The sequence below is a fragment of the Ferdinandcohnia sp. SAFN-114 genome, assembly GCF_059415045.1.
Map to the genome: position 1 here is coordinate 21,080 of NZ_JBPFDQ010000011.1, position 25,774 is coordinate 46,853.

A 25,774-nucleotide genomic window follows, 5' to 3' on the forward strand; every position below is an offset into this window, starting at 1 on the left:
TGAAGAGGAAACCAGTGAGTTCCAGTCGATTGAATCCCCTTCATGAACTGATGAAGAGGAAACCAGTGGTTCTCAGTCGATTGAATCCCCTTCATAACCGAGATGAAGAGGAAACCAGTGAGTTCCAGTCGATTGAATCCCCTTCATGAACTGATGAAGAGGAAACCAGTGGTTCTCAGTGCGCCCAAGAGTAGCTAGATTCCAACTTCCCAAAACGATCAAAATTGTTGAGAATCTACCATACACGCCTCTAGGGAAACTTGATAAAAAACAACTATCACGTTAATTAGGCAGCCGATTTCCTTAAGAAAGAAACTGTCGTTAATTAATTATTAAAGGGATATGAATCATTGGAGTAAATCTGGCCATTTTGTGTTGAAAAAATAAGAATGAAAAAAATCATAAAAAGACGCTTTCATCTATTAGTAAATTTCTCTATAATTCATTTTAAAGGGGGTGCTTACAGTTGGATAATCACTTAAGAATATCTGGTACTTCTTACACTCATGCAAAGCCTAGTATTGGAAAGGCGATACTTTGCATGGGGCGAACATTTATCTTTATCGCTAAACAAGCTTTCTAATATTTTGGCTTTGCACCTTATTTGTTAAATATCAAAATAAGGAGCGAGCAAAATTGAAATATATTAATGCAACCAAAGTTTTACCTGAAAAGCTAATTCTAGAAATCCAAAAATATGTTCAAGGGGAAACGTTATACATTCCCAAGCCGGAAACGGAACATCTGAAATGGGGAACCTCAAGTGGTGGGAGACGGTTACTTGATCGCCGTAATGACACCATTAGAAGTTCTTTTATAAGTGGCAGCAGTATCCAGCAACTGGCTGAGGAATATTACCTTTCAACCGAAACCATTAAAAAAATCGTTTATTCACATAAAAAGTAGGAGAACAGCACTGTTGAAAATCTTTTGGCAGTGCTTGTTCGTATGTAAAAAACGTTTCTAACTCATCTTTTCCATTTTGGTGGTTTGCTGCATTGTTTATCATAAAAGTAGAGATTCTGCAGCAAATGATTGGAGTTATACGAGATGAATGGAAAATTTATTAAAAATGAACAGTTAAATTTTATAAAAAAACAAATTGCTTTAATTAAAGATAGCACCAACAAGAACGTACCTCAAAATGTTTTGGCAGCTGTGATTGACTTGGCCAATGCCAAAATCTTGGATCTATTTCCAAATGCATCATTGGAACAAAAAGAAATGCTTGTTCTTGCAGGACCGAAAACTGATAAAGAATACGAGCAGTATATTCAAAACCTTTCTGACTTTTTGTTACCCTTTCCAGAAATCACTCAGCAGCAATTGAAAAAGATGTTTCCAAAACATAAAAAAATTAAACTACCTGATTTATCAAATATAGACCTTAACCAGTTGACCTATTTAAGCTGGAATGACCTAGGATATAATAAAAAATTTATAGTTTATGAGCTAGAGGGAAAAATGGTCGGCATTGAATGCGAATTTACACCAACTAGTAAGAAAAATCTTTGTTCCTTCTGTAATAGTTTTGGTGATGTTGCCTATTTTTCCACCGTAACAAAAGCGAAAAAATCTAATAATCCGGATTATTACAAGTCCATCGGTAATCTTATTTGTGTTGACAGTACTGAATGCAATAAAAAAATATCGAATGTTGAATACTTAAATGCTTTTTTAAAAGATTCACTGGGAAAATGAAAACTGATGGTGATTTCTTTACTTAACTGGAGCGGTTCAAGAATAAGGATGCTTTCTTTTTTAATAGCAGTAAAACGGGTAATTGAATTCTAGGTTATAAACGTATTAACGTATTACGCAGGCAATGTAAAAATGAATTTAAAAAGTATCCAGTCATTTATTGAGCTTACTCCGCAAATCAAATAATGGAAAAAGACCATTACTAAATAGACAAGCACTATTACTGTGCTTGTCTACTTAATAATTTAGGGGCATCCAAATTTACATCTTCTTGAGTAAATCCGACAGGTTTAACAATTCCTTCTTGCTGGAATATCCCTTCTATTTGTAAAACATAATAGCCCATCTGTTGCTTCACCCACCCATAATTTCCCTTGCTTCCTCATCATCCGCATTTTTTATCAATTTTTCCACCATTCTAATAATTAATGTTTTTTGCTGATAAGTAAGCCAAAGTGCTCTTTGTGATTAACTATTGTCATTTAATTTATATCTTCCAGAGTAAACGATGTTCACCTCGACATTTACGTGGTGCAGAGAATCTTGATTTAAAACGAGATACTGTTTTCCTGTAGCAATACGTTTCCATTGATGCGGATGTTTGCGGTATAAAGATTGACCTAAGTTGTATATATCTATACCCTTATTTAATGCAGTTTGATACGTATTCCTAATTTGCTTCTCTATTTCATTTTGAGCCATTTGTGAGATTTCCTGTTCGCTAAGATCCGTATGTAATTCATTGATTCCGGCTTTCACACTCACAGAAATATCAAAAAACGCTTTGTCCATTTTTACAATCGGGGTTACTTTATAATCGGGTTTTTCTGCAACGAGGACAGCTTCAAGTTTCTCTTCGGTAATCAGTTCAATAGGCACTCGAATCGTGTGGCTACTTAGCCAGGGCATTCCTGATAATTCTTTGAGTTCCATTCGTCCAAAATATTTGTCCTGATCATAAACATGTATACCGGAATATTTAAGCAACTCTTTTGGTTTATTACTTTCCTTCCACTGACCTTTACGTATCGATATTTCCGGTATATAACTAGTTCTGGACTTTTCGTTTGAATCTAATATAAATTGTTGTAGGCGGATCGGAGTAAGGATGGAACGCTGTCTGAAATTTTGTTCGGGATTGTGAAGAATCGATGCTTTTGGTGACAATCTAAAAAACGGTGTTGCCAAAAGGATATCTTCAATAGACTCTTTTGTACTGAAAAGCCATGATAAGTACCTTATTTCACGATATCGGTTGATTAATTCCAGTACTTCTCCGACTTTGTTTTCCTTTAGTAGTCTATCGCTAAACAAAATGGCAGAAATTTGTCCAAAGTTTAAGCGCTGTTGTGATGTACTATACAAATCATTTGCCGCTTCTGTAAATGAGGAACCCTCACCTTTGCCCACCCAAACCGGGGGCTGTTCCGCCTTTTGCTGTACCTCGAGCTTTGCCACTGTTGTGAAATCGAGCAATTGCACATAAATGATGTATCGGCCATCGAGATAATCAATTCCAACAGCCGTTGCATAGTTCATGTTTTGCACTTCGTATCTACTCCAGCACCCAGTAAGGGTGAGGAGGAGTAGAATGACAACAATACTTTTATATCCCCTCATTTTTTCCTGTCCCCTTGGCTTGTAGGATCTTGCGTATTCAACATATCCGGCCGAGTTTTTCTCCATCGCCAAGGCACTCGAAGTAGTGCATTGGCAAAGTCTTTAAATGGAGGTGAGATCGGTGCCAAGTAAGGCAAGTCGCATGAACGCAATGAGGCTAGATGGCTGAGTACAATAAATAATCCAAGGAAGAACCCGTAGATGCCAAGCATAGCGGAAAGCGTGAAAAGGAAGAAGCGTAAAATGCTAATCGTTCCAGCCAATGCCTGGCTAGATAAAGTTGAACCAAACACATGAGTAAGCGCTCCAATGACAACGATACCAGGGGATAAGAAACCTGCTCGAATGGCCGCATCCCCCAGTATAAGTCCGCCTACAACCGTTACCGTACTGCCGACAGCTGAAGGCAATCGGATACCAGCTTCTCGTAGGATTTCTAAAAAGACAAGAGCAATAAACATTTCCACTATGACATCAAATGGAATTCCCAATCGGTTAACCCCCAACATTGCAAGTAGATAATAGGGGAGTTGATCTTGATGATAGGCAAGTATGGCAACCCAAAAACCAGGTAGTAGTAAGGAAACAGACAACCCTAATAATCGAAGAAATTGACCAAACGTAGCCGCTAGTGCAGTATGGTGGATATCTTCGGGGGTTTTCACGAGTAGGAACAAATTAGCTGGTGCGATTAAAGCAGCCGGTGTGCCATCCACAATTAACGCTACACGGCCATTTAACATACAGTTCACTGTAAAGTCTGGTCTGCCTGTATAGCCCATCAAAGGAAACAATGCTTTTGTCGGTTTCATTAATTCTTCTAGTTGAGTAGCACTGAATGCTCCGTCAATTTGAAGTTCATCCAATTTATTCTTTATATTTTGAACGATCTTAAGGTTAACAATGTCACGCATGTAAAGAATCGCAACGGTTGTTTTAGTGCGAACGCCTACTTTTTTTGTTTCATATATCATGCTCGTTGATTTAATGCGTTTTCGTATTAACGCCACATTGACACCCAGTTCTTCTACGAATCCATCTTTTGGACCTTTTACCGAGACCTCAATACTGGATTCTTCAGGATTTCGTGACGGTTTTTTTGAAATATCGAGGGAAAACAAAGTTTGTAGCGTCGGGATAAACAACAGCAGTTTGCCTTCAAAAATATCCGTTTCGGCCGTTTGCTCCCACTCCTCAGGAGTGACGAATTCTAATTTTAATTGACTCGACTCTGCAATTTCCTCATGATGATGAAAACCATAGTTTTCATAAAAACGTGTCAAATGGGGGAGCGCTGTCTCATGAATGAACGTTTTGTTGTCACTTAAACCCTCACAAAAGACCAAAAGGATTCTCGATTGTTCATCATTAGGTTGTAATTTGTAAACATGGTGCTTTACATCTTGACACATTTTAAAGTGCTGGATCAGTGATTGTTCATTAAGAGGTTGCGAAACTGTTGCCTCTGAATTATTAGTTGACGGCCTTTTTCCTGTCGCCATCTTGGATCTGAATCGTTTCATCATCAGCTGTTTCTCCTTTTGCTCTGTCTAGAAAAAATGATTCGTACGACATACAAGGTCAAGGTTCCTATTGTAAAAATGCAGAATGAAGGAAAATAAAATCGGCCCAACAGTCCTAGAAAAGTCATGTCACTAATTGGTAACAAAATGGCAATAAGCATGGAAAATGCTCCTAATAACATGGGAAACCATCTATGATTTTGTATATTCCATAATTCTGCCAAGAGATAGATTGAAAGCGACACCCGAATGAATGTTCCGGATAACCATTGGTAAATCGAAAGAAAATCGACATGCTCTACATATTCTCCCATTCTAACTATTCTCCATTGAGCGTAAGGAGGGTATCGCTGGTTAGCCGCTTCATCTGGTCCGAATATTGCTATCGAGCCCATCAAAGGTCCTAATGTAAGTCCTGCAAGGATGAGGGACATTAACATCAAACTTCTGAATCCTGGTTTCTTTGTTAATTGATGCTGAAGGAGCATCATCAATATAAATAACTCGAGCAATCCCCCGGCAACATATGGAATACCTTTCCATAATGGAGCAGCTCCGTCTGCTAACACAGGGAATAGCAGGGTATAATCTTTAAACTGAAAATTCACAAACGACACAAAGTAACCAAAAATAATAACAAAAGGAACTAATATCCCGCTTACAATCGCAATCGTGCTGAGTCCTTGCCTTGAAGCAAAGAAACAAGCAACAAGTGTGATTCCAGCGAGAAAAAGCATGGGTGTTTGAGGCAAGTACGCCGCGATCGTCCATGTTAGAGTATCCTTTAAGGAAATAAGGCCCATGAGCCATATAAATAAACTATAGAAAATAAGTAAAAGTGCTGCTAAAAACTTCCCAAAGCACTGCTCTAGCCACTTCTTGAAGTGTTGATTCTTCATGTTTTTAAGGATGTAGCTCAAACAACCTATCAACACAGGTGAAGAGACAAAAACAAGAAGGACGACAAGCCAAGCATCTCGCCCTGATACTCCTAGCAGTAACGGGACAATAAGAACGTGGTTCAACAATCCAATCGAGAGCAAAATAATCATGTATGACTGAATAGGAGATATCTTAGGCAAAATCTCACCTCATTTCCAACAAATGGAATGGAAATATCATGGGTAGAATTCCCTCATTAACTTGGTTCTATTCATTATGGAAACTTTCCTGTTAAGTGGTTTATTTGATAGAAGGAACGATTAAAAGAACTTGAAAATGTTTAAAAGGTTATGGCAAAAAGTCATAACCTTTAATGGACACATATTATTTTTTTGTCAGCAAATACAACCATAGTGAATTATTAAAAAATACTTTATTTAGCTGACTGGGAGTTTAGTTGAATCATAATGCGCAATAAATGTTTTAGGTAACTTTTATGTTTATATTGATAAACTGCAGAACACCGTCATTTGCTACACAGTGCAACAATACTGTTGAGCAGGGAGACTGGAGGATGATAAAAGGTGACCGATCTTCTTCTATTTCTCTACTGCACTTCCTTGTATTGTATTCCTTCTACATCACATCTTATTTTGTAAAAGTCTGCAATTAATGGATGTGTATCTTCCGTTAAATCCAGTTCTGTTAATCTTCTTTTTCCCAGCCTTCTATCGAGCATGGCGTATGCCCTAATAAGAACATTTTCTGAGTGTATTGCTTCCTCAATTGATAAAGTGCTATATCTCATAAAGGCTTGATAAATATGATAACTCTCAAACATATTTTGGTTCATCATCAATTTTTCAGCATCATCGGATAGCTCTTCTAATTTCTGATATTCCTTTGAATTAAACATGACTTCCCAATTTTCGTTATAGGGAATCCCTTTGAGACCAGCTTCCTTTTGCATCTTTTGATATAACTTTTCATACGTTACTGCATAAGAGATATCGGACGCACTTACTATTTCTTTTTTGTCTAATGTTATCCAGACTCTGCTTGGACGATCATGGAATTTGCGATAAACCGTTGCATGTACTTTGATGCGTCCTTTTAGTTTTTTACATAGAAAACTTTCAATTGTGGATTTCGTCTTACTCCATTGCATAGAAATCACCCTCACTATACGGCGTTATTGATAAGAATCTTTCAAAAAAGTAAAATACGTTAGAAATTCAGCTTCACTAAGAGATAGATGATCCGTTAAATCTTTCGTTCTCAAAACAAACTCTTTAACCCCAATAAATTCCGATTGGGCAACAAGGTAAAAATGTGTTCCTTTTTTGTATCCTTTAAACTGCTTTTTTAATCGATATACCTTCATTAAAATTACCTACCTGATCTCTATTTCATTTAGATAATCCAATTATAATTGATATTGATGATATTCTGCCTTTAAACTAAATGATTTGGATAAAAATAATGACACTGAGTTTATTTAACATGGTCCAATCGTGTATAGTGAGTTTATAATCTAGAATAAAAATGAAGAAAAAGAGGGGTACCTTATGTGTAGAAACATTAAAACTTTATTTAATTTTGAACCACCAGCTACGGATGAAGAGATTCACGCTGCATCTGTGCAGTACGTTAAAAAAATAACTGGGTTTAACAAGCCATCAAAGATTAACGAAGAGGCATTTAACCAAGCAATCAATGAAATAGCTTTGATTACGAGTAATTTATTAAACTCATTAAAGACTAGCGCCGAACCCAAAAATCGTGAGGTAGAGGCAGAGCGTGCTCGGATTCGGTCAGCTAAAAGATTTGGATAAAATATAATCAAAAAAAACCTCCTACTTTAAAGGAGGGAAAACGTCAAAACATATCCGGATACAGAAGAACCATGGCATCAGAAATCATGTCTGCCATTTCGCGGGCTTGCTTTTCAATCTTATCATAAGTTTCAATGTCTTTCTGATAGTCCTTATTAATCATAGTGACGGCTTCTTGTTTTGTTAAGTCTAGGTGCTGATAAAACATCTTCCTTACTGTTTCTTCAGATACATATGGATTTCCACTACTCAAGAACTTTGCAATTTCATCTGCGTTTTGATACCACTTTTTTTCTGCTGTACTTGCAGCTTGTTGATCACCGGCAATGGCTGCTTTTACAAGGTCAGCTGCAATCAGAAGATGTTCCTTAATTAAATTTCCATAAGTGGTTGCAGCCGCGTCACCATACAACCGACGAACCATATTCCCCATGTCTGTTGCATTGTGTAAGAGTCGAGTAAGTACAAATTGTAAATCGGGCAAATTGAAGGTGAGGCTAATAATTGCCATTCTTGTCCATGCAACATGCTCCTCCCACAGGCTACGCATATCGTTACGGTAATCAAGCTCGGTTTGGCTGATGCAACGATCTTTTTTAAGTTGTGTATTTGGAATCTTAATATATTCCCCAACTCTCAAATAATATGGATTAATTACTGGGTTTGTTTGAAAAATCTCTTCGGCAGTAGTCTTGTATGCTCTCGCCAACTGCCAAAGATTATCACCAGGTTGAACGGAATGTGTGTAAAAACGACTCAATGAAAACACTCCTTTTAAATGTAGATGTTTACTAAGATATTCATGTTGAATTAGCTGGGTGAATGTCCAAATTTAATCAGAGAGATTTTGATAGAAAAAGGATAATGGTTAAATTTGTTGAATGTATATAAAAAGACGTTTCTAGGAGGAAAATCTTGAAATGAGACAGATTATTGCCATGGGTGGCGGGGGCTTTTCGATGGAGCCAAATAATCTTTTGTTAGATCAATATATTTTGGCTCAAGTAAACAAAGATTTCCCCAAGGTATGTTTTATTCCAACTGCTAGTGGAGACCAAACAAACTATATTGAGCGGTTTTATAAGGCGTTTCATTCGCTTCCCTGCAAACCAACCCACTTATCCCTATTTGAACCTAATTTTGAGGATCTAGAAGAATATATTCTGGAGAAGGATGTTATATATGTGGGCGGGGGAAATACCAGAAATATGCTTCTTTTATGGAGGGAGTGGGGTTTAGATCACGTTCTGAGAAAAGCATATGAGAATGGAATTCTTCTTGCTGGCCTAAGTGCTGGTGCAATCTGCTGGTTTGAAGAAGGATTAACCGATCCATTAAATGCACCATTATATAAACTGGATTGTTTAGGCTTGTTAGAAGGGAGTAATTGCCCTCATTATGATGGTGAGAATAAAAGAAGGCCATCCTATCACCAATTAATCTTAGAAGGAAAAATAAAAGAAGGTTATGGCCTAGATGATGGTGTGGCCCTACACTTTGTAAATGAAACCCTCACTCAATCGATTAGTTCCCGACCAAGCGCAAAGTCATATTTTGTTAGAAGGACACATAATCAAATTGTCGAAGAAGAAATAAAAACCATATACTTAGGTTCATGAGCAAATAGGCACTTTAAAAAACGTAATTCGTAGAAGTCACCACGTAACGAAAGTTTAGAACGATTTATACTAGGGTACATTTAGTTGATAGAGGATAATTTAAAGGAGTGAAAAACGTATGTTTAGTCAATTGGGTCAGGTTATGTTATATGTCAATAACCAGGATGAGGCAGTGAAGTTTTGGACAGAAAAATTAGGCTTTACAATAGTTGATGAAGAAGATAATGGTCAAATGAGATGGATTGAAATCGCTCCTACAAAAGGTGCAGAAACAAGCATTATTCTGCATGATAAGGAATTCGTTGCAAAAATGTCACCTGGTTTAAATCTTGGCACACCATCTTTAATGTTTTTTACGGAAAATCTTGATCAATTACATACCGACTTATCAAACAAAAATATTACCGTCGGGGAAATAGTCACGATGCCTTCGGGCAAGGTATTTAATTTTGCGGATAACGAAGAAAATTACTTTGCAGTAATGGAGAAAAAGTAATTGGCCAACTGATAAGCAAGCATGAACTTAGCAAATAATATCAAGCACAAAGAGCGACCCTCTTTGTGCTGTTTTCGTTTATTCTAATAGTTGTTTTTGAGCATATGCCCCTTTTTTTATTTTTACAATGACGTTACTTACAGCTATAAGCCAAAGAACTCCAAGTATAGTATACGTGTAGAGTGAGAATGTCTTAGAAATATCTAATGCCCCTAATAATGTCCTGATATTTGTAATAATAATTATGCCGCCTACAAGTACGCCTAAGAGGTTTGTAGGTATAATTTTGACGATCCACGCCGCGATTGGAGCTGCTATGATTCCACCTATCATCAGGGCAAGCACCCATTGGAAATTGATATTGGTCCAACCTAATGTTAAAAGAAAGCCCAATGTAGATGAAACAGCTATTGCAAATTCGCTTGTATCAACTGAACCTATCACTTTTCGCGGCTCCATTTTATTACCTGTCAATAAAACTGGAGTCGCGATTGGACCCCATCCTCCACCTCCTGTTGCATCGAAAAAACCAGCAATAAAGCCAAGTGGAACAAATTGTTTTTTTGTCCATTTCTTATTTGAGGTTGTTCTGTTGGAGTTCCCTTTGAAAAGGAATTTATAAATAACAAAAACCCCTAGGATTAATAGAAAAGTGGATACGTAGGGCTTTATCATATCGCCTGGTATACTACTTAAGAAACAAGCACCAAGAAAAGCGCCAATCGAGCCAGGTAAAATTAGTTTATATACGACTTGTTTATCAACATTTCCAAAGCGAATATGTGATACACCTGATGCAGCTGTTGTGACTACTTCTGCCATATGAACGGATGCAGAGGCAACTGCTGGTGCAATTCCAAACATAAGTAACAACGAAGTGGATGTAACCCCGTATGCCATTCCTAGAGAACCATCAACTAACTGTGCAGCTAAACCTATAAAGGCAAGAATTATCAACCTTCTCATATTTATCTCTCCTTTTTCCAACAATCCTGAATAGACTAGAAATGATTAGAAAAAATTTGAATTGTTGACTAATCTAATCAAGATTCTAACCTAAGATATGTCATATTCTTTGGGTGGGTTCTTTGTCTAAAAAAAATAGGCTTCATCTAGATTTTTGGCGGAAGGGGAGATCATCTTTTGAAGGTTTCAAGTAGGGGAGAATATGCACTGCGGGCATTAATCTGTCTTGGTGGAGAAACGAATAATCTAATAAATATAGAGGAAATATCGGAGAAAACACTTGTGCCTGTTAATTACTTAGAACAGATCCTGTTGCAACTAAAAAGAAATGGATATGTCCAAAGTAAAAGAGGGGTAAACGGAGGTTACAAATTAAGTAGAAATCCAAATGAGATTATTATTGGAGAAGTCATTCGAAACTTAGAAGGGCCATTAGCACCTATGGGGTGTGTTAGTATTACATCCTATGAAAGTTGTCCATTAGAAGGTAATTGTTTATTAAAACCTTTATGGGCACTTGTTAGAGATAAAGTGGCAGAGTTATTAGATCATACGACACTTTCCGACTTATTAAAGGGTAGTATCTAGACAAAAGAGATGACTGCTTTAATCCCATCTTTCCTATGCAATCGACTACTATCTATCCTATTAATGTAAAATAATTGTAAATTTATTAAGGTAAAGAACGAAAAACCTCGAATTTTAGTGTAAAATGGTTGGAAAAGGAAAAGAACTTAGAGTGGAGAGGGATTCGTCTAATGTTTCGCAAAATTCAATTAACAAACACAACAAGTTTAAAACATATTTTGCTCATAACGGGTATTCTCTGGTTAAAGACGGTGATTGTTTGTTTTGTCGGATTTAACCTTAGCATCCAATCCTATTTTGATATTTTATTAGTACTTACAAGTTCCATCGGGTCTTTATTATTAATGATGGGTTTCAGTTTTTATTTTCGTGAAAAGGTAAATAGATTCGTATTGTTTGCATTATTCGTTTTGGGGACTGCCATCCTTTATGCTGATCTACTTTATTACCGTTTTTATAATGATTTTGTAACGGTGCCAATCCTTTTTCAGTTCAATAATGTTGGCGGTTTAAGTGCAAGTACGGTTGAATTAATGAGTCCATGGGATCTCTTTTTGTTTGTTGATTTATTTATTGTAGGATGGCGGCTTTTAAAAATAAAGTCCGTCATTACCGTTCAAAAACATGTTAAAAAGAAATATATAGCAGCTGCTTCAGGGCTCATTGCGTTGACGATTTGTTTAGGCTTGGTTAAATCAGTTCATCTTTTCTCAGAAGCTTATGACAGGGAACAAATGGTGAAATCATTAGGGCCACTAAATTATCATTTGTATGATATTGCTTTAGGTCTCAAAGCTCCTCTAGAACGATTACTTGTAACAGAGGCAGATGCCGTTGCCTTAGAGGAGCACTTGCAGCGTAAAGATTCTGAGCGAACTGACTTATTCGGAATGGCAAAAGGTAAAAATGTGGTCCTAATCACGTTGGAATCGACTCAAGACTTTGTCATTAATCAAAAAGTAAATGGTGAAGAAGTGACACCATTCTTAAATGACTTGATTAAGAAAAGTTTTTATTTTAATCAAATCTATGATCAAACAGCACAGGGAAAAACATCGGATGCGGAATTTATGATCGATACAAGTCTATATCCATTATCAAGCGGATCTGTTTTTGTAAGAAGACCTGAGAATACGTACTATAGTCTTCCTCATATTCTAAAAGAGAACAATGATTATTATATTGCAGCACTTCATGGTAATGTAAATACGTTTTGGAATCGGGATGTCATGTACAAAGCATTAGGCTATGATCGATTTTTCTCAATGGATGATTACCAGGTAACAGAAGAAAACTCTGTTAACTATGGATTAAAAGATATTCCATTTTTTACTCAATCAGTGGAACATATGAAGGATTTACGTGAACCGTATTATGCCAAATTCCTTACCTTGACGAATCATTTTCCATATTTATTAGACGAGGAAGATCTGTTTATTGAACCAGCAAATACAGGGGAAGAAGTAGTGAATCGCTATGTGACAACAGTTCGTTACTTGGATAAATCAATTGAACTTTTTTTCGAAAAGTTAAAAGCAGAGGGATTGTACGAAGATACCGTGTTTGTACTTGTAGGTGACCACTATGGTATTTCTGAAAAATATGAAGATGGCCTTAATGAGTTACTAGGCGAAGAGGATTCGATTGTTAATCAAATAAAGCATAAACAAATACCACTGATTATTCATGTGCCTGGCCAAGAAGGGGAAACGATATCTACTCAAGGCGGTGAAATAGACATACGCCCTACTTTACTCCACCTCCTTGGTATCAAAATCGATAATCGTTATTCATTTGGACATAATCTGTTCACAAGAAATAGCGACCATCCGGTTATTTTTCGAGATGGTGGTTTTATAAGCGAACATTACTTATATAAGGATAACGTTTGTTATAGGAAGCAAGATGGAGAACCTGTAGACCTTCATAAATGTGATCCTTATTTGGACGTGGTAAGAGAAGAACTAACACTATCGGACAGTATCATCTTCGGTGATGTATTACGATTCATGGTTGAAGAATAAGTTTTTTTTATGAAGAAGGAGAAGTATGTTAGGACTAGTAAGTATCATAATCGGATATATATTTGGTTGCATCCATGGTTCAAACATCGTTGGTAAACTTAAAAAGATTAATATTAAAGAAAGTGGCGTTAAAAATGCAGGTGCTTCCAACACCACTATTGTTTTAGGTTGGAAGTACGGCATTATAGTAGCTTTAATTGACATTGGAAAAGGCATCGTGCCAGTTTTAATAATGAGATATTGGTTAAGTGGCTATTCTCTTGATGAGAGAACCTTTTACATTCTACTTTTTTTAAATGGAGCTTTCGTTATTATTGGTCATAATTTTCCTGTAACCATGAAATTTAGTGGTGGAAAAGGGACAGCTTCAATGATAGGAGTGGCTTTCGCGATTGATTGGAAGGTGGGGTTAATTGGTTTTGTCCTGCTCATTCTAATTACTCTTATTAGCGATTACCTTCCAATTGGTGTACTCGTTATGTATCTTTCATGGGTAGTACTGACTTATTTATTTGGTTATCCTTTGTCTGCAATATTGATTACATTCGCCTTAACATTACTATGTATCTATAAACATATGGAAAACTGGAAACGAATCCAAAACCAAACAGAAACAAGGGTTTCGAGCATGTTTAAAAAGAAGTGATGGATATGGAATGTTACTAAATAGGTAAATAGGGTGTCAAATATGTTTGACACCTTGTTTGCTTTTTTTTATAATGAAGGTGTAAAAAAGTCTTTACAGCTTACAAAAGCAAGGGTGGCATCGCGAATGGAAAATAAAATTAAAGAATACAGAGAAAGCAGTGGGTTCTCACAAGGGAAATTAGCAGAAATGTGTAATGTCAGTAGGCAAACGATTAATGCAATCGAGAACAATAAATATGATCCCAGCTTGCAGCTAGCATTTGATATTGCACGGACATTAGGAGTCACCATGGAAGAAATCTTTATGCCAGAGAATGGGGGGAAAAGGAATGGATAAAACAAAAAAAGTAATTGGGGTTATAGCCTTTCTTGTATTTTTAACAATTGCAGGATTCTCCTTATACAAGTGGATAAGATATGGAACGATTGATGCTGGTTCAATATTCTTTAGTTTTCTTGCTTTAACTTATTTTTTCAACTGGCTCAATTGGGGGAATCATGAAGGTGGTGGCGAGAAAGACGAATTAGACAAACATATTCAAACCCAAAGTGCCAAAATCGGTTATTATGTGCTAATGGTACTATCCGGTTTAATACTCTTTATATCTGAAGGGACCGGAAACTTTAATCATATTGATAATTATCCTTTGCTGCTAGTGGTTTGCCTTACATTTGTTACCGTTCCGATTACAGAATTTATTTACTCTAGAAAGTACAAGTAATTCGAGCAATTTCTATCTAAATAACATCAAGAGGTTTACGTAAATCAAGGGGAGACGCTTCTTGTTTCATATTGTTATGTAGGGAAGGGGAGATAAAACGTGAAGAAGAAAGATATCATTTGGTTAATTGTTTTAACGGGAATCACGGTATATATTGGATTCACATTAGTCAGCTACTTTTATATTGGGGATACATTTGGGATTCCTGAATATTTGGTTGTTATCGGACTCGTTATTGCCTGGTCGGAGTTCATAACTTGGGGGTCACGCAGAGAGGTTCAAAAAGATGAAATGGGTAAAGAGATAATTAAAAAAAGCAATAACATAAGTTATAACATTCTTTTTATAGCATTATTAATTATTTGGATCATAGACTATTTATTTATTGGGAATGAACATAACTATCCACTTTTTATTGCTTTGTGCTTAGCGTATACCATTAATCCAGTCGTTCAATATATTCTAGTGAAAAGACAGATAGGTTAACTTTTTAAGTGAGGATGTCGCCTTTTTCTGGGGGAGAAAATAATGAAAATTAAATATTCCATTGTTGATGTGTTTTCACAAGGAAAATATACAGGAAATCCACTTGCGGTATTTAAAAACACTGGAAATCTTCCTGATAAAGAAATGCAACAAATAGCTAAAGAAATTAATTACTCCGAAACTACTTTTATCTTGTCTGATGTAAAAAATACCGGTGGGTATGATGTTCGAATCTTTACACCGAATGAAGAGATTCCTTTTGCTGGTCACCCTACTTTAGGAACTGCTTTTATTATTCAAAACGAATTAGTAGAGGAACCCGTAGAACAACTGATTCTAAATTATAAGGCTGGTAAAATCCCAGTATCATTTAATAATCAAGATGAAGTTATTTGGATGAAACAAAATGAACCAACTTTTGGTCCACTTTTAGATAAAAAAATAGTTTCTGATGTTTTAAACATTGGTCATGAATACATAGAAGATGATTTTCCAATTCAAGAGGTTTCAACAGGACTTCCGTCCATAATTGTCCCTTTAAAGTCTTTAGAGGCTGTAAAGAAAGTCAATATAAATAAAGAAAAGTATTATACATTAATTGAACACTTGGAAGCGAAAGGAATTCTAGTTTTTTCACCAGAAACCTATCACTCTGAAAATAATATTAATGTTCGAGACTTTGCAGATTACTATGGTATTCCAGAAGATGCGGCTACGGGAAGTTCGAATGGATGCTTAGCTGCATACCTTGTGAAATATAAGTACTTCAATAAGAGTGAAATTAACATTCGTGTAGAACAAGGATATGAAATAGGTCGGAAGTCGTTATTATTTCTAAAAGCGAATGAGCGCAACGAGAAAATGAATGTTTATGTAGGTGGGAGAGTCATAAAAATAGCTCAAGGTGAGTGGTTTCTATAACCATGATGTGCTCCTTTGTAAAATCAGACAAAAGAGCAACAAAGTTTATGAAAACAGCCATTATTTATGACCCTGTTATGGGAATGGCATCAATAGGGCAGTTACAGAGGTGGACTCTATGAAACAAATGAATATTGATTCTTGGTTGATTGAGATTGATATTGCACAAACAAAGGAATTCTATGAAACGTATCATTTTATCACCGAAGATTGCGGTTGTGATTATTGTACGAATTTTGTTTTAGCTTGTGACACGTTCTCTCCAGAGGTAACAGACCTTTTTCATACACTAGGTATTGATCCTCGAAAAGAGGGAGAGGTTTCTGAGTTTATGAAGAACGAGGATGGAACACATATATATATTGCCTTTTATCATCTTGTTGGCAAAATCATTGAGCGCCCCGAGCATTCACAGCCTACTAAGAAGAATGGCGAAGATTCGCCACTTTTATTTGTTAACGTTCATGGTTTTGAAATAAGTTTTACTGAAGATTTATCGTTAGTTCCAGATGGATTTCCAATGCCAACAATTCAAATGGAGATGCAACTAAATATCCCGTGGTTATTAACTTAATATGTGTTGGAATACTTAAAAATGAAGGCTTAAGGGGTAGCTACTACTCCTTTTTGTTTTAATTTTCACCTTGTTTTTTCATGATTTTGGTTTATAAGCCATCATATGATAGATTCAACTTTTCATAATATTGTCTTCATACTATATTAATTTAATGAAAGGCTATTTTCGTAAACTTTGTTGCTTTTTGATCCGAGTATGATAGGGATAGATTATTGTCCATTCAGTGATTTCAGTGGATGGTACGAGATCCTCGAAAATGCTTGCATTTTCTTCGTGCGGTGTAGTTTCAAGGAAGCAATCCAACGTCCTGCGGGAATAGCGAGCCAAGCGAGACCCCGCAGTGACATAACGACTTGTCCAGTTGCAGCGGCTAGAAACTCGAGAAATTTCAACTCCTCCTTCAGAGGCAAAATACGCCTCTTTGTCGGAGTCTCCGAGGCACACGACGTGGCGCTTTAGTCGGCCAATTTTCTCGTTTCTGTGCAAGCCGCCTTCACATTTCGTTGAGGAGGCTTGCGGATCGCCCGCGGAAAGCGAGTGCCAGGAGCGGAAATCACCCTACATATAAAAGCAACAGTCTTTTAGAAAAGAGACTAAAGAAAAAATCTCAATATTAGTATAAAGTTAACTCATGAAGTCATTTTTAATGGGGTGGGAAACTATGAAAATAGTCCAGGCAACAATGGAAGATCTTGATGGAGTATCAAAATTATTTAATTCATACCGAATGTTTTATCAACAAGAATCTGATATAGAAGGGGCTAAGGCTTACATAGAAGAACGTATGGAGTGCAAGGAGTCCGTCATATTTGTCGTGAAAGACCACGAAAACTATGTCGGCTTTACACAACTTTATCCTACTTTTTCATCTATATCTATGAAAAGAGCTTGGATCTTAAATGACTTATATGTTGATTCAAATGCAAGAAAACAAGGCATAGGAGATATGCTTTTACAGAAAGCAAAAGAATATGCCATTGAAACAGGTGCTAAAAGCATCAGTCTCAGCACGGCACCAGACAATGATTCAGCGCAAAGATTATATGAAAAGAATGGCTACAAAAGGGATTCTCAATTTTATCATTATGAATTAGAACTAGCGGGGGCTTTATGATTAATTACAATGGGAAAAGATTTGTTTCAATTGCTAACACTGAGAATGGAGAAGTTTCTTCAAAGACTTTTTTTGATTATGAACAAGATGGAAATATCCTTTCAGCCTCTTATAGTGGTGGCGAAATCGTTAAAGGTACACTTATCGGTATAGTTGAAGAGAATGGTAGTTTACATTTTAGATATAACCATGTGAATATAAGGAATGAGATACGGGGAGGGCAATGTTATTCAACTCCCGAATTACTTCCAGACGGTAGAATTAGACTACACGAGAGTTGGAAATGGCATGATAATGAACAAACTGAAGGGAAATCTACCATTGAAGAGGTAAACTAGAACACTAGTCGGTTACTTTGTTTGAACCCAACTTTTTTTCCAACTATAATAAAGAAAACATAGAAGGAAGGAAGTATTATGACTAAACATCGGATTTATACAATGAGTTTTGCAGGTGTCTATCCTCACTATATTACGAAGGCCGAGAAAAAAGGGCGTACGAAACAAGAAGTCGATGAAATCATTTGTTGGTTAACAGGGTATAGTCAGGAAGAGTTAGAAGCGCATTTAGAAAATAAGACAAACTTTGAAGATCTTTTTGCGGAAGCACCAAAATTAAACCCTTCACGCGCTTTGATCAAAGGTGTGATCTGCGGAGTCCGCATAGAAGAAATTGAAGACCCGTTGATGAAGGAAGTTCGCTATATGGATAAGCTTATCGATGAGTTAGCAAAAGGAAAAGCAATGGAGAAAATTTTGCGGAAATAATAATTATACACGAAGAAACACTGATTCCATGTAAATGTAAAAGGAACAGTGTTTCTTTTTTGATGTTCACCCACGCTTTTACATCGGACGGGGAAACACATGCCACGTTAATGAAAAATGCAGTAGTTTAAAAGGTGCTTCTTTCCTTTGTAAGGTAGGTAGCCTCGTAGTTATTAAAAAAATGTCTGGTCCGATAGGGTAATTTATATTTCATGAAGAAGGAATAAAAGCTGGATGAGCCGAATAAATCATAGTGTTTAAGGTTTTGTTGTATTTTCAAAGTCAGGAGTCGCCACCTTACGCTCCACTCAACTTGGTTTAACAAAAAGCAGCAATCTTTTTGAAAAGAGCCTTTAACATTGAAAGATATTCTAAACAGTAAGGAGATTGGTGGAATGAAAGTTGTAACTAACATGTTTTTAGAACAACTTGAGATGAATTATCATGAGAATGATTGGTTTGCATCCATGGATCAGGCGCTTCATGGAGTCACCGCGGCTGAGGCAGCATGGACAAGTTCGGGAAACAGCAATTCAATTTGGCAGATTGTTAACCATTTGATCTTTTGGAATGAAGATGTAATCCATCGAATTAAGGGGACAGAAAATCCGCATAAGGCAGAAGACAATGAAGAGACCTTTGGAAACCCAGGGGATCCAGAAGACGTAAATGGGTGGGCTCAGACAATGCAGCGCCTTAATGAAGTCATGAATCATTTAAAAACGGTTATTGCTGACCTTGACGATGAAAAGTTAAAAGCTCCTTATGCAGCTGACAGATACTCTATTGAGCGTTTACTAAGCCATATCATGATGCACGATACGTATCACCTTGGCCAAATTGTTCTGTTACGGAAGTTGCAATCCACTTGGGATGGCGTTGATTGGTCCTAAATCAACTTGGTTTTACAAATGGTGTTAGAGTTAAGAATTAAAATAGGTGATTAGGATTGAACTTCAAACAATGATAGAGGGCAAGATTAAAAGGTGATTATTTATTGATCACCTATTTTTTTATTTGTAAATACAACTCATCATATTTTTCTGCTAATCTAAAATCCAAAGCTGTTAGTCCCCTTGCTCTCCACGATGTAATCTTAATCGAAATCAGTTTATAGTCAATGGAGATAAAGGGATGGTGATTCATTTTTTCTGACAGCTGGGCGACATTCTGAACAAATTCTATCCCGTTTAGATAGTCCTTAAATCGATATTTCCGTTGAATCCATTTTCCATCGACTAGCTTCCAGTCTGGATGTTCTGCTAGTTTTTCTTGGATGACTGCCTCGCTAAGTTTATCCATGTTCATTTCCCCTTCGTGTCCCACTTATTGAACAATTTCAAAGACTGTTCCTTGGTTATAGTCAGTCACTTTCGTAGAGCCATAAGCTCCTAGGTATAATCTGGTTTGATTTAGATTTGTTCCTAGGCTAACGTAATATGCTGATTGAGTGCCAGAGTTATAATTGGTTTCAATAATGCTATAATCATTTGGTTTACCATCTATTCGTGCCCTCGTATAAGCTAAGGCCCCTCTAACTGGAGTTTGTGATTCGTCCTTTCGGGCGAAATCAATAAAAACGACACTTCCTGTTAAGTCAGGAATGCCATTCCCCATATAGGCTTGAACTCCTGTGAGCGCCGTCCCACTAAACTTATCAGGTCGGTGATCTTGATGATAATAACTAGTTAAAGGATGAATCCGACTCACTGATGTTTCAATTACCTCATTGTAATAGGCAAAAATTTTCTCATTTACATCTTGGTTAGATGTACAGTTTCTTATAATCGAAGTAGGCAAATCACCTTCCCACCCACGCCAACCAAAATTAATAAAACCTTCTTGTTCGAGAGGACGAGGATTTCCTGCCTCCAATTGGAAAGAGGAACTCTGCCCCGTAAGCTGCGTAACAGGAATTGGTTTAATTTGAACGAATGAAAAAATGGACTCAACTAAATCCTGACCGACATTTCCCACGTATTTGATAAACTGATTATTATACCGTTGATAGGAAATGCCTGGTATATTACGAACGCCTTTGGCTATAACCGTGAGCGTTTCCTGAATAGGTACAGATAGTTCACTAAAACGAGTGACGACGGACGGATTATGGATTGACGTATTTCTACCAACATCGATTTCAATGATTTTCCCCGCGATTTCCATATCATTTTGGCTTAAATTAAACGGGTCATACCCTGATCCACCATCCCCGGTTGTTAAAACAAGTTTTCCTGTTTCGGGTGAAAAGTTTAAGCTGTTAACACCATTATGATTTGAAAATGGCCTTCTTAGATTAAGTAAAGTTCGCCTCTTTTGGGGCTGGCCATTCGGTTGAAATATCCATTCTTCTACAGTATCAATATGGTCAAAGAGAGTATCTCGATTTGTCCATTTAAGGTTTAATGTGTTGGTATCACACGGGTTCGGAGCATAAGGTTCTGGAAGAGCACCTGGACCTTGTGTTCCAGCTACTGAATAATGAAGATAAAATAAGCCGTTATAATTAAATCTGGGATGAAACGCTAGTCCTAGCAAACCTCTCTCATCATATCCACCGTTAGTACCTAGTTTAAGGATTCGAGATCGAATATCTAAAAAAGTACGAACCTCACCGTTTCCTATGTAAAAGATTTCTCCAACTTGGGTTGCAATAAATAATCGTTCAATTGAGTCACCTGGTAAAAAAGCAGTCTTCAAAACAGTGGGTAAATTAATCCGTTGTACAATGGGACGTAAACGAACCTTCACTTTTCCCAACAAACTTTACACCCCTTTTCATTGCTTTCTTTTAGCCCCGCATTATCGGGCTTAAAGCCCCTCTTTCAGAGGTGGCAATTCCCCATAAAAACCCGATTTGTTCAACTAACAATCTGTGAGGTAAGATGGCCACCTTATTGAAGTATCACTTTAGAATATGAGTCGAAGATTTCTAATAGTACCAAATAAAAATGACTGCTGGTCTTGAACAACAATTTCTAGCATAAACTTCTTTCTTACTGCATCTACCTATTATGGGGGTGTCACATGCGGTCATTTATTAAGAAAGTAACTTCTAGTTTTTGGGTAGATAAGACAAACCTATCAAATGACGGTTATCCAAAGACAATGAGGCTAGTAGTTGGTGGATTATTAGGTTCGGCGGCCGTCATTTTTCAGTCTGCAGGGGTTTTTACGGGGATCGGTTTCATCCTAAGTATGATGAGTACGGGCCCTCTTGTACTTGCAAGCCTAGTGTCACTTAAAATTGGTGTGATGACATATTTCGTATCCGCATTTCTATTGGTTATGCTCCAGCCAAGTGAACTATTGGTATTTCTCTTTACCACAGGATTATTAGGGCTCAGTTTAGGCATTGGGCTTAAGTATTTAAAGAAGAGCGTATTAACAGTTGCGTTTGCAGCATTAAATTTGACGTTAGGTATAAGTCTTTTATTATATGTAATTAAGTTTCCTATACTAGGGCCATCCGTATCACTACGTTTTGATAGTGTGGTTCTATTAGGGATATTTGCTTTTTGCTTATTGTATAGCTGGATTTGGATGAAAGTAAGTATTTCTGCTTTTAAAGTTCTCCAAAAAATTGTTTTACGATGAGAGTGGGACATGGGACCTGTCCCTGTGTCCCATGTTTGTGAAGATTGGTTATAGCTTGTTGGTCCAAGAAGGAATTTGAGCTGTTTTTGTGGAATATATTTATTAAAATAGATTTCCAAAGTATTCTTAATTCCAGAGAATAAAGGCGATATACGATGGAGAGTATGTAGGAAGGTGAAAATGTGGTTGATACTAGAAGTGAGTTTTGGGAATGGATTAAAGCCCTTTTTATTGCACTCTTAATAGCTTTTATTATTCGTGTATTTTTCTTTACACCTGCTATTGTTGAAGGTGCCTCGATGCAGCCTACTTTGCAAGACCAAAATCGAATGATTGTTACAAAAGTTGGTGAACCGAAAAGATTTGATGTTGTCGTTTTTCACGCAACTAAGGAAAAAGACTATATTAAAAGAGTGATTGGTTTGCCGGGAGATCGCATCGAGTATAAAGATGATACATTGTACATTAATGGAAAACCATACGATGAGCCTTATTTAGACAAAAGTAAACAAGAGCTAATCAATGGCCCATTAACAAATTCATTCACATTACGGGAAACTCCTGTGGGTAGTGATGTAGTTCCAGAAGGACATTTGTTTGTAATGGGAGATAACCGTCGAAATAGTATGGACAGTCGTCACATTGGGGCGATTCCAATAGATAGTGTGGTTGGAACGACAAATCTTGTAGTCTGGCCAATCAAAGAGATCAAAATACTTGATTAAGTATATAAAAGGTGCTCTCCAATAGCACCTTTTTTTAATGTATTAGAAACTTTCTCTTTTTATTTTCGTATACACATGTAAGACGAACTAAAGGGATGGTCTTGATGGAAGCGATTTATACAATTCTTGAGAATATATTTGGTGCCATTGCTCATGTTTTGGACAATAGGAAAAAAGGTAAAAAAGGAACGGGGTGAAATAATGTTAGCTAAGATTAAAGCACTACCCGAGAAAAAAGCATTCATGATCGGCATGTCAATTATTATAATCAGTCCATTATTATTATTTCTATTTTCGCTATTATTCCCTATAGATAATTGGATGACAATGATTATCCAAGGTATTGTCTGGGGTATTGCCACCTTATTTGTTTTAAGTGCTGCTGATAAAAGGCATTCACGAGTGAAGTAAGTAGAAAAGGATTTAGATTTGCCTTAAGTTTCCCGATAAACTTTATATTATCTGTACACAACATTTACTTGGCTTTAATATTCAGATGATATGATTGATTTATCAACGAATGAGGAGGCATTATAAATGAATGTACGTGCACTATTTATTGATATGGATGGTACATTACTAACAGCTTCAAACAATATTTCCCAACGGAATTTAGAAGCCATTTATAGACTGATTAATCAGGGAGTAAAGGTTTTTCTAGCAACTGGCCGACACTACGAAGTAACGGCGCCCTACCATAAAGAAATCGGATTACGAACACCCATGATTTGTTTGAATGGCGCCTCTATTCATGATGCATGGACGGGAAAAGCGTTACAAAAGAGAACCGTCAACATAAATGAGGAGCGATTTCACCTTCTGACTGCTGATAGACCTTGTAATGTTATCGTTCACACAGCAGATGGGCTCTATTGTAAGGAAACAGATGAAGAAATCGATTATTGGACAAAAGTTGGGCAAACTCCACCAACATATATTGGAGATTTAAGACAGGCTCAATACCAAGGTGTCCTTAAATATAGTGTTCGAACAGGAAAAGCAAGTCCAGAGTTGTCTTCTATATTTAAAAAGGAAGCAGAAGTCATTGACTGGAATGATGGGTTTGAATTAGTTGCACCAAAAGTTTCGAAATGGTCTGCTATCAAAAGCTTAATTCATGCCTATCGCATTAACCCAAAAGAAGTTGTCGCCATTGGTGACGGACCAAATGATATCCAAATGCTTCGTCATGTAGGTACTGGTGTGGCTATGGGGAATGCAGATAATGATGTAAAAGCAGTAGCTGATTTTGTTACAGGGCACCACCAAAATGATGGATTAGCTGAGTTCATTGAACGCTATCTATGTAAACCATATGAGACGTATGCCCTGTAAAGTAAGCTGAATGGTTAGTGATTAAAATGTTTTGCTTTTTTTCGTAGATTTAAAGAAAAACTAAATACACAATACATTCGGCCATATAAGTGAAATTATTATATGGCTTTTTCATCTCTATTAAACTCAAATTAACCCAACCAAAAGATAAATAGCTGTTCCCCATATAAAGATCGCAGAGCATTTATTGAATACCTTCATTAAAACTCCAGTACCATCTAATCTTTTCATAACCGCACCAGCCAGCATTAATCCAAAGAACCATATCCAAGATACAAAAATACAAGAAACGGTATATAGTATTTGTTCTGTTCCGACATATTTTAATGCACTTGTTCCAATCACCCCGACAATATCTAGGATGGCATGCGGATTTAGCAAGGAAACGGATAAAGCAAAGATGATTTGTTGCCGGATAGGCAAAGCTTTGTTCGTTTCATTTGTTGTCGGTGAAGACCGCCAAATTGCGTATCCCATATATAGTAAAAACAAAATCCCCGCACTCATCAGACTAATCCGCAACCATTCAAATTGTAGAACGATTGCTGACAAACCAAACACAGCTAAAAGGATTAACAGTGTATCGCACAAACCAGCTGTAATAGTTGCAGGAAACGCCCGCAGTAGTTTTGGCTGTGTTGCCCCTTGCGAAAATACAAATACATTTTGTACACCTAAAGGTAAAATTAGACCAAATGCTAAGATAATCCCATGTAAAATGGCTTCCATATACTCAACTCCATTGTTTAAACAAATAGTTTGGTTCAAACTTATTTATCAGGTTTAAATACTTCTACCATAATCTTTGTTATATATTCTTCTTTTTGATTCGTTACAACCGTATCGTAAACATACTCTTCAAACACATAATTTCCTAAGGTTAGATTTAATCGTTCCATTTCCGAAAGAAGTCGTTTATATGTTTTATGTATTGTTTTATCATCACCGACATGGTATCCGATAAGGAAATCACCTTTTACAGCTTGGAAATAAGGATAACCCTCTTTGGGATTAGGTTGTTCCATATATAAGTAGCTATATTTAGAGAATTCTCCATTTAATACTTGCTCCCGTTTGGTTATACCACCTATAGGGTGGCCAGTGTCAAGTTGTGATTCATTTAATTCGTCAATAAATTCAGAAATGACTTCTACAAATTCTTCATCCGAAATATTTTCGATATTTCTACTTAAATAAAGTGTGGCTTCAGGTAAGTGTTCAAGGGTAATTTGGTCAAAGTTAATTTGTGCGGCCTCTTCCATTAATCCTATTTTAGCCTCAATTAGCTTTTCCTTCATTTCAATTTCTTGGCGCTTTTTCACGATTTCTTCCCGTTTTTGATACATTAAACGTAAAAAGCTTTCAGGGGATTTATTTTGTGTGTATTGTTGAATGTCGTGTAGTGACATATCGAGATCTTTTAATAAATCAATTACATAAAATAACTCCATTTGATTAATGGAATAAAATCGGTATCCTTTTTCATTTTTATATACTGGAGACAAAAGTCCGATTTGATCATAGTAAAAGAGAGTTTGTTTGTTAACCTTGCAAAGCTTTGCGAATTCACCAGTCGTTAAATACTTTACATTTTTTTCATTCATTTTTTACAACTCCATTCTTGACTA

33 protein-coding genes are annotated in these 25,774 nt (G+C 36.6%); 21 read left to right on the forward strand and 12 right to left on the reverse strand.

All coding sequences use genetic code 11. From position 1 onward, the window contains the following. Positions 1-636 precede the first annotated feature (636 nt). Both ACR65M_RS05275 and ACR65M_RS05280 read left to right on the forward strand, forming a co-directional pair. Positions 637-906 (forward strand): CD3324 family protein, encoded by a 270-nt coding sequence (locus ACR65M_RS05275; protein WP_121449038.1) that lies wholly within the window; start codon positions 637-639, stop codon positions 904-906. A gap of 144 nt (positions 907-1,050) precedes the next feature. Next, the gene (locus tag ACR65M_RS05280; RefSeq protein ID WP_341330146.1) at positions 1,051-1,701 is read left to right on the forward strand and encodes a FusB/FusC family EF-G-binding protein; all 651 of its coding nucleotides are present in this window, start codon (positions 1,051-1,053) and stop codon (positions 1,699-1,701) included. Between the two features lie 220 nt (positions 1,702-1,921). On the opposite strand, the gene ACR65M_RS05285 is transcribed toward ACR65M_RS05280, so the two are convergent. The 6 genes from ACR65M_RS05285 to ACR65M_RS05310 form a co-directional block, all read right to left on the reverse strand. Next, a complete protein-coding gene (locus ACR65M_RS05285; protein WP_341330147.1) occupies positions 1,922-2,059 on the reverse strand; it encodes a hypothetical protein in 138 nt (45 codons plus the stop codon). Between the two features lie 110 nt (positions 2,060-2,169). Then, complete coding sequence (locus ACR65M_RS05290) at positions 2,170-3,321, reverse strand: Ger(x)C family spore germination protein (RefSeq protein ID WP_207900023.1); 1,152 nt, start codon at positions 3,319-3,321, stop codon at positions 2,170-2,172. Then, entirely contained in the window at positions 3,318-4,847 is a 1,530-nt protein-coding gene (locus ACR65M_RS05295) for a spore germination protein (RefSeq protein WP_121449036.1), read from the reverse strand. The genes ACR65M_RS05290 and ACR65M_RS05295 overlap by 4 nt, the downstream gene beginning before the upstream one ends. Then, positions 4,847-5,926 carry an endospore germination permease gene (locus ACR65M_RS05300; RefSeq protein ID WP_121449035.1) on the reverse strand — a complete coding sequence of 360 codons (1,080 nt, stop codon included), beginning with the start codon at positions 5,924-5,926 and terminating at the stop codon, positions 4,847-4,849. The genes ACR65M_RS05295 and ACR65M_RS05300 overlap by 1 nt, the downstream gene beginning before the upstream one ends. Before the next feature lie 407 nt (positions 5,927-6,333). Beyond that, complete coding sequence (locus ACR65M_RS05305; RefSeq protein ID WP_121449034.1) at positions 6,334-6,894, reverse strand: SF0329 family protein; 561 nt, start codon at positions 6,892-6,894, stop codon at positions 6,334-6,336. 24 nt (positions 6,895-6,918) lie between these two features. Beyond that, positions 6,919-7,110 (reverse strand): hypothetical protein, encoded by a 192-nt coding sequence (locus tag ACR65M_RS05310; RefSeq protein ID WP_121449033.1) that lies wholly within the window; start codon positions 7,108-7,110, stop codon positions 6,919-6,921. Positions 7,111-7,294: 184 nt separating this feature from the next. Here ACR65M_RS05310 and ACR65M_RS05315 point away from each other — a divergent pair, with 184 nt between their 5' ends. Continuing rightward, complete coding sequence (locus ACR65M_RS05315) at positions 7,295-7,561, forward strand: DUF2277 family protein (protein WP_121449032.1); 267 nt, start codon at positions 7,295-7,297, stop codon at positions 7,559-7,561. A 43-nt stretch (positions 7,562-7,604) separates the two neighbouring features. On the opposite strand, the gene ACR65M_RS05320 is transcribed toward ACR65M_RS05315, so the two are convergent. Continuing rightward, positions 7,605-8,270, reverse strand: a complete 666-nt coding sequence (locus ACR65M_RS05320; RefSeq protein WP_440272801.1) for a hypothetical protein — start codon at positions 8,268-8,270, stop codon at positions 7,605-7,607. Positions 8,271-8,481: 211 nt separating this feature from the next. Here ACR65M_RS05320 and ACR65M_RS05325 point away from each other — a divergent pair, with 211 nt between their 5' ends. Beyond that, positions 8,482-9,180 carry a Type 1 glutamine amidotransferase-like domain-containing protein gene (locus ACR65M_RS05325; protein WP_341330149.1) on the forward strand — a complete coding sequence of 233 codons (699 nt, stop codon included), beginning with the start codon at positions 8,482-8,484 and terminating at the stop codon, positions 9,178-9,180. 118 nt (positions 9,181-9,298) lie between these two features. Further along, the gene (locus tag ACR65M_RS05330) at positions 9,299-9,676 is read left to right on the forward strand and encodes a VOC family protein (RefSeq protein WP_341330150.1); all 378 of its coding nucleotides are present in this window, start codon (positions 9,299-9,301) and stop codon (positions 9,674-9,676) included. Between the two features lie 78 nt (positions 9,677-9,754). Here ACR65M_RS05330 and ACR65M_RS05335 read toward each other — a convergent pair whose 3' ends face one another. Next, positions 9,755-10,642, reverse strand: coding sequence for a TSUP family transporter (locus ACR65M_RS05335; protein WP_121449028.1), 888 nt, complete (start codon positions 10,640-10,642; stop codon positions 9,755-9,757). A 177-nt stretch (positions 10,643-10,819) separates the two neighbouring features. Between ACR65M_RS05335 and ACR65M_RS05340 the strand changes: the two genes are divergently transcribed. The 12 genes from ACR65M_RS05340 to ACR65M_RS05395 all read left to right on the forward strand — a co-directional run bounded on the left by ACR65M_RS05340 (position 10,820) and on the right by ACR65M_RS05395 (position 19,382). Then, entirely contained in the window at positions 10,820-11,230 is a 411-nt protein-coding gene (locus ACR65M_RS05340; RefSeq protein ID WP_121449027.1) for an Rrf2 family transcriptional regulator, read from the forward strand. 170 nt (positions 11,231-11,400) lie between these two features. Continuing rightward, complete coding sequence (locus tag ACR65M_RS05345) at positions 11,401-13,254, forward strand: LTA synthase family protein (protein WP_341330151.1); 1,854 nt, start codon at positions 11,401-11,403, stop codon at positions 13,252-13,254. Between the two features lie 25 nt (positions 13,255-13,279). Further along, entirely contained in the window at positions 13,280-13,900 is a 621-nt protein-coding gene (locus ACR65M_RS05350; RefSeq protein ID WP_341330152.1) for a glycerol-3-phosphate acyltransferase, read from the forward strand. Positions 13,901-14,026: 126 nt separating this feature from the next. After that, positions 14,027-14,239 carry a helix-turn-helix domain-containing protein gene (locus ACR65M_RS05355; RefSeq protein WP_121449024.1) on the forward strand — a complete coding sequence of 71 codons (213 nt, stop codon included), beginning with the start codon at positions 14,027-14,029 and terminating at the stop codon, positions 14,237-14,239. Continuing rightward, positions 14,232-14,624 (forward strand): DUF2178 domain-containing protein, encoded by a 393-nt coding sequence (locus ACR65M_RS05360; RefSeq protein ID WP_341330153.1) that lies wholly within the window; start codon positions 14,232-14,234, stop codon positions 14,622-14,624. Before ACR65M_RS05355 ends, ACR65M_RS05360 begins: the two co-directional genes overlap by 8 nt. Positions 14,625-14,723: 99 nt before the next feature. Next, the gene (locus tag ACR65M_RS05365; RefSeq protein WP_121449022.1) at positions 14,724-15,110 is read left to right on the forward strand and encodes a hypothetical protein; all 387 of its coding nucleotides are present in this window, start codon (positions 14,724-14,726) and stop codon (positions 15,108-15,110) included. Positions 15,111-15,149: 39 nt separating this feature from the next. Then, on the forward strand, positions 15,150-16,031 hold the full coding sequence (locus tag ACR65M_RS05370; RefSeq protein WP_440272802.1) for a PhzF family phenazine biosynthesis protein: 882 nt from the start codon (positions 15,150-15,152) through the stop codon (positions 16,029-16,031). A gap of 118 nt (positions 16,032-16,149) precedes the next feature. Beyond that, positions 16,150-16,605 carry a hypothetical protein gene (locus tag ACR65M_RS05375; RefSeq protein WP_440272752.1) on the forward strand — a complete coding sequence of 152 codons (456 nt, stop codon included), beginning with the start codon at positions 16,150-16,152 and terminating at the stop codon, positions 16,603-16,605. A gap of 664 nt (positions 16,606-17,269) precedes the next feature. Further along, complete coding sequence (locus ACR65M_RS05380; protein ID WP_440272753.1) at positions 17,270-17,722, forward strand: GNAT family N-acetyltransferase; 453 nt, start codon at positions 17,270-17,272, stop codon at positions 17,720-17,722. Next, positions 17,719-18,060: an avidin-fold protein gene (locus ACR65M_RS05385; protein ID WP_207900021.1), complete on the forward strand. Its 342-nt coding sequence runs from the start codon at positions 17,719-17,721 to the stop codon at positions 18,058-18,060. Before ACR65M_RS05380 ends, ACR65M_RS05385 begins: the two co-directional genes overlap by 4 nt. A gap of 78 nt (positions 18,061-18,138) precedes the next feature. Then, a complete protein-coding gene (locus ACR65M_RS05390; RefSeq protein ID WP_341330156.1) occupies positions 18,139-18,489 on the forward strand; it encodes a DUF2200 domain-containing protein in 351 nt (116 codons plus the stop codon). Between the two features lie 395 nt (positions 18,490-18,884). Further along, complete coding sequence (locus ACR65M_RS05395) at positions 18,885-19,382, forward strand: DinB family protein (protein ID WP_341330157.1); 498 nt, start codon at positions 18,885-18,887, stop codon at positions 19,380-19,382. A 112-nt stretch (positions 19,383-19,494) separates the two neighbouring features. On the opposite strand, the gene ACR65M_RS05400 is transcribed toward ACR65M_RS05395, so the two are convergent. Then, a complete protein-coding gene (locus ACR65M_RS05400) occupies positions 19,495-19,791 on the reverse strand; it encodes a 4a-hydroxytetrahydrobiopterin dehydratase (protein WP_341330158.1) in 297 nt (98 codons plus the stop codon). A gap of 24 nt (positions 19,792-19,815) precedes the next feature. Further along, positions 19,816-21,249 carry a PQQ-dependent sugar dehydrogenase gene (locus ACR65M_RS05405; RefSeq protein ID WP_440272754.1) on the reverse strand — a complete coding sequence of 478 codons (1,434 nt, stop codon included), beginning with the start codon at positions 21,247-21,249 and terminating at the stop codon, positions 19,816-19,818. Positions 21,250-21,516: 267 nt separating this feature from the next. On the opposite strand from ACR65M_RS05405, the gene ACR65M_RS05410 reads away from it, so the two are divergent. The 4 genes from ACR65M_RS05410 to ACR65M_RS05425 all read left to right on the forward strand — a co-directional run bounded on the left by ACR65M_RS05410 (position 21,517) and on the right by ACR65M_RS05425 (position 24,146). After that, a complete protein-coding gene (locus ACR65M_RS05410; RefSeq protein WP_341330160.1) occupies positions 21,517-22,086 on the forward strand; it encodes a hypothetical protein in 570 nt (189 codons plus the stop codon). A gap of 182 nt (positions 22,087-22,268) precedes the next feature. Next, positions 22,269-22,811, forward strand: coding sequence for a signal peptidase I (lepB, locus tag ACR65M_RS05415; RefSeq protein WP_121449013.1), 543 nt, complete (start codon positions 22,269-22,271; stop codon positions 22,809-22,811). Positions 22,812-23,012: 201 nt separating this feature from the next. After that, complete coding sequence (locus tag ACR65M_RS05420) at positions 23,013-23,222, forward strand: hypothetical protein (protein WP_133372307.1); 210 nt, start codon at positions 23,013-23,015, stop codon at positions 23,220-23,222. Between the two features lie 126 nt (positions 23,223-23,348). Beyond that, the gene (locus ACR65M_RS05425; RefSeq protein WP_440272755.1) at positions 23,349-24,146 is read left to right on the forward strand and encodes an HAD family hydrolase; all 798 of its coding nucleotides are present in this window, start codon (positions 23,349-23,351) and stop codon (positions 24,144-24,146) included. Between the two features lie 126 nt (positions 24,147-24,272). On the opposite strand, the gene ACR65M_RS05430 is transcribed toward ACR65M_RS05425, so the two are convergent. Both ACR65M_RS05430 and ACR65M_RS05435 read right to left on the reverse strand, forming a co-directional pair. Beyond that, positions 24,273-24,875 carry a LysE/ArgO family amino acid transporter gene (locus tag ACR65M_RS05430; RefSeq protein WP_440272756.1) on the reverse strand — a complete coding sequence of 201 codons (603 nt, stop codon included), beginning with the start codon at positions 24,873-24,875 and terminating at the stop codon, positions 24,273-24,275. A gap of 41 nt (positions 24,876-24,916) precedes the next feature. After that, entirely contained in the window at positions 24,917-25,750 is an 834-nt protein-coding gene (locus ACR65M_RS05435; protein ID WP_440272757.1) for a MerR family transcriptional regulator, read from the reverse strand. Positions 25,751-25,774 lie beyond the last annotated feature (24 nt).

Excerpts from the sequence above, each read along its gene's own strand:
- ACR65M_RS05280 (WP_341330146.1), top strand. The coding sequence starts at position 1,051 with ATGAATGGAAAATTTATTAAAAATGAACAGTTAAATTTTATAAAAAAA.
- ACR65M_RS05295 (WP_121449036.1), bottom strand. The coding sequence starts at position 4,847 with ATGATGAAACGATTCAGATCCAAGATGGCGACAGGAAAAAGGCCGTCA.
- ACR65M_RS05425 (WP_440272755.1), top strand. The coding sequence starts at position 23,349 with ATGAATGTACGTGCACTATTTATTGATATGGATGGTACATTACTAACA.
- ACR65M_RS05315 (WP_121449032.1), top strand. The coding sequence starts at position 7,295 with ATGTGTAGAAACATTAAAACTTTATTTAATTTTGAACCACCAGCTACG.
- ACR65M_RS05345 (WP_341330151.1), top strand. The coding sequence starts at position 11,401 with ATGTTTCGCAAAATTCAATTAACAAACACAACAAGTTTAAAACATATT.
- ACR65M_RS05400 (WP_341330158.1), bottom strand. The coding sequence starts at position 19,791 with ATGGATAAACTTAGCGAGGCAGTCATCCAAGAAAAACTAGCAGAACAT.
- ACR65M_RS05305 (WP_121449034.1), bottom strand. The coding sequence starts at position 6,894 with ATGCAATGGAGTAAGACGAAATCCACAATTGAAAGTTTTCTATGTAAA.
- ACR65M_RS05380 (WP_440272753.1), top strand. The coding sequence starts at position 17,270 with ATGAAAATAGTCCAGGCAACAATGGAAGATCTTGATGGAGTATCAAAA.
- ACR65M_RS05410 (WP_341330160.1), top strand. The coding sequence starts at position 21,517 with ATGCGGTCATTTATTAAGAAAGTAACTTCTAGTTTTTGGGTAGATAAG.
- ACR65M_RS05290 (WP_207900023.1), bottom strand. The coding sequence starts at position 3,321 with ATGAGGGGATATAAAAGTATTGTTGTCATTCTACTCCTCCTCACCCTT.
- ACR65M_RS05395 (WP_341330157.1), top strand. The coding sequence starts at position 18,885 with ATGAAAGTTGTAACTAACATGTTTTTAGAACAACTTGAGATGAATTAT.
- ACR65M_RS05325 (WP_341330149.1), top strand. The coding sequence starts at position 8,482 with ATGAGACAGATTATTGCCATGGGTGGCGGGGGCTTTTCGATGGAGCCA.
- ACR65M_RS05330 (WP_341330150.1), top strand. The coding sequence starts at position 9,299 with ATGTTTAGTCAATTGGGTCAGGTTATGTTATATGTCAATAACCAGGAT.
- ACR65M_RS05355 (WP_121449024.1), top strand. The coding sequence starts at position 14,027 with ATGGAAAATAAAATTAAAGAATACAGAGAAAGCAGTGGGTTCTCACAA.
- ACR65M_RS05390 (WP_341330156.1), top strand. The coding sequence starts at position 18,139 with ATGACTAAACATCGGATTTATACAATGAGTTTTGCAGGTGTCTATCCT.
- ACR65M_RS05310 (WP_121449033.1), bottom strand. The coding sequence starts at position 7,110 with ATGAAGGTATATCGATTAAAAAAGCAGTTTAAAGGATACAAAAAAGGA.
- ACR65M_RS05435 (WP_440272757.1), bottom strand. The coding sequence starts at position 25,750 with ATGAATGAAAAAAATGTAAAGTATTTAACGACTGGTGAATTCGCAAAG.
- ACR65M_RS05430 (WP_440272756.1), bottom strand. The coding sequence starts at position 24,875 with ATGGAAGCCATTTTACATGGGATTATCTTAGCATTTGGTCTAATTTTA.
- ACR65M_RS05335 (WP_121449028.1), bottom strand. The coding sequence starts at position 10,642 with ATGAGAAGGTTGATAATTCTTGCCTTTATAGGTTTAGCTGCACAGTTA.
- ACR65M_RS05420 (WP_133372307.1), top strand. The coding sequence starts at position 23,013 with ATGTTAGCTAAGATTAAAGCACTACCCGAGAAAAAAGCATTCATGATC.
- ACR65M_RS05385 (WP_207900021.1), top strand. The coding sequence starts at position 17,719 with ATGATTAATTACAATGGGAAAAGATTTGTTTCAATTGCTAACACTGAG.
- ACR65M_RS05360 (WP_341330153.1), top strand. The coding sequence starts at position 14,232 with ATGGATAAAACAAAAAAAGTAATTGGGGTTATAGCCTTTCTTGTATTT.
- ACR65M_RS05375 (WP_440272752.1), top strand. The coding sequence starts at position 16,150 with ATGAAACAAATGAATATTGATTCTTGGTTGATTGAGATTGATATTGCA.
- ACR65M_RS05350 (WP_341330152.1), top strand. The coding sequence starts at position 13,280 with ATGTTAGGACTAGTAAGTATCATAATCGGATATATATTTGGTTGCATC.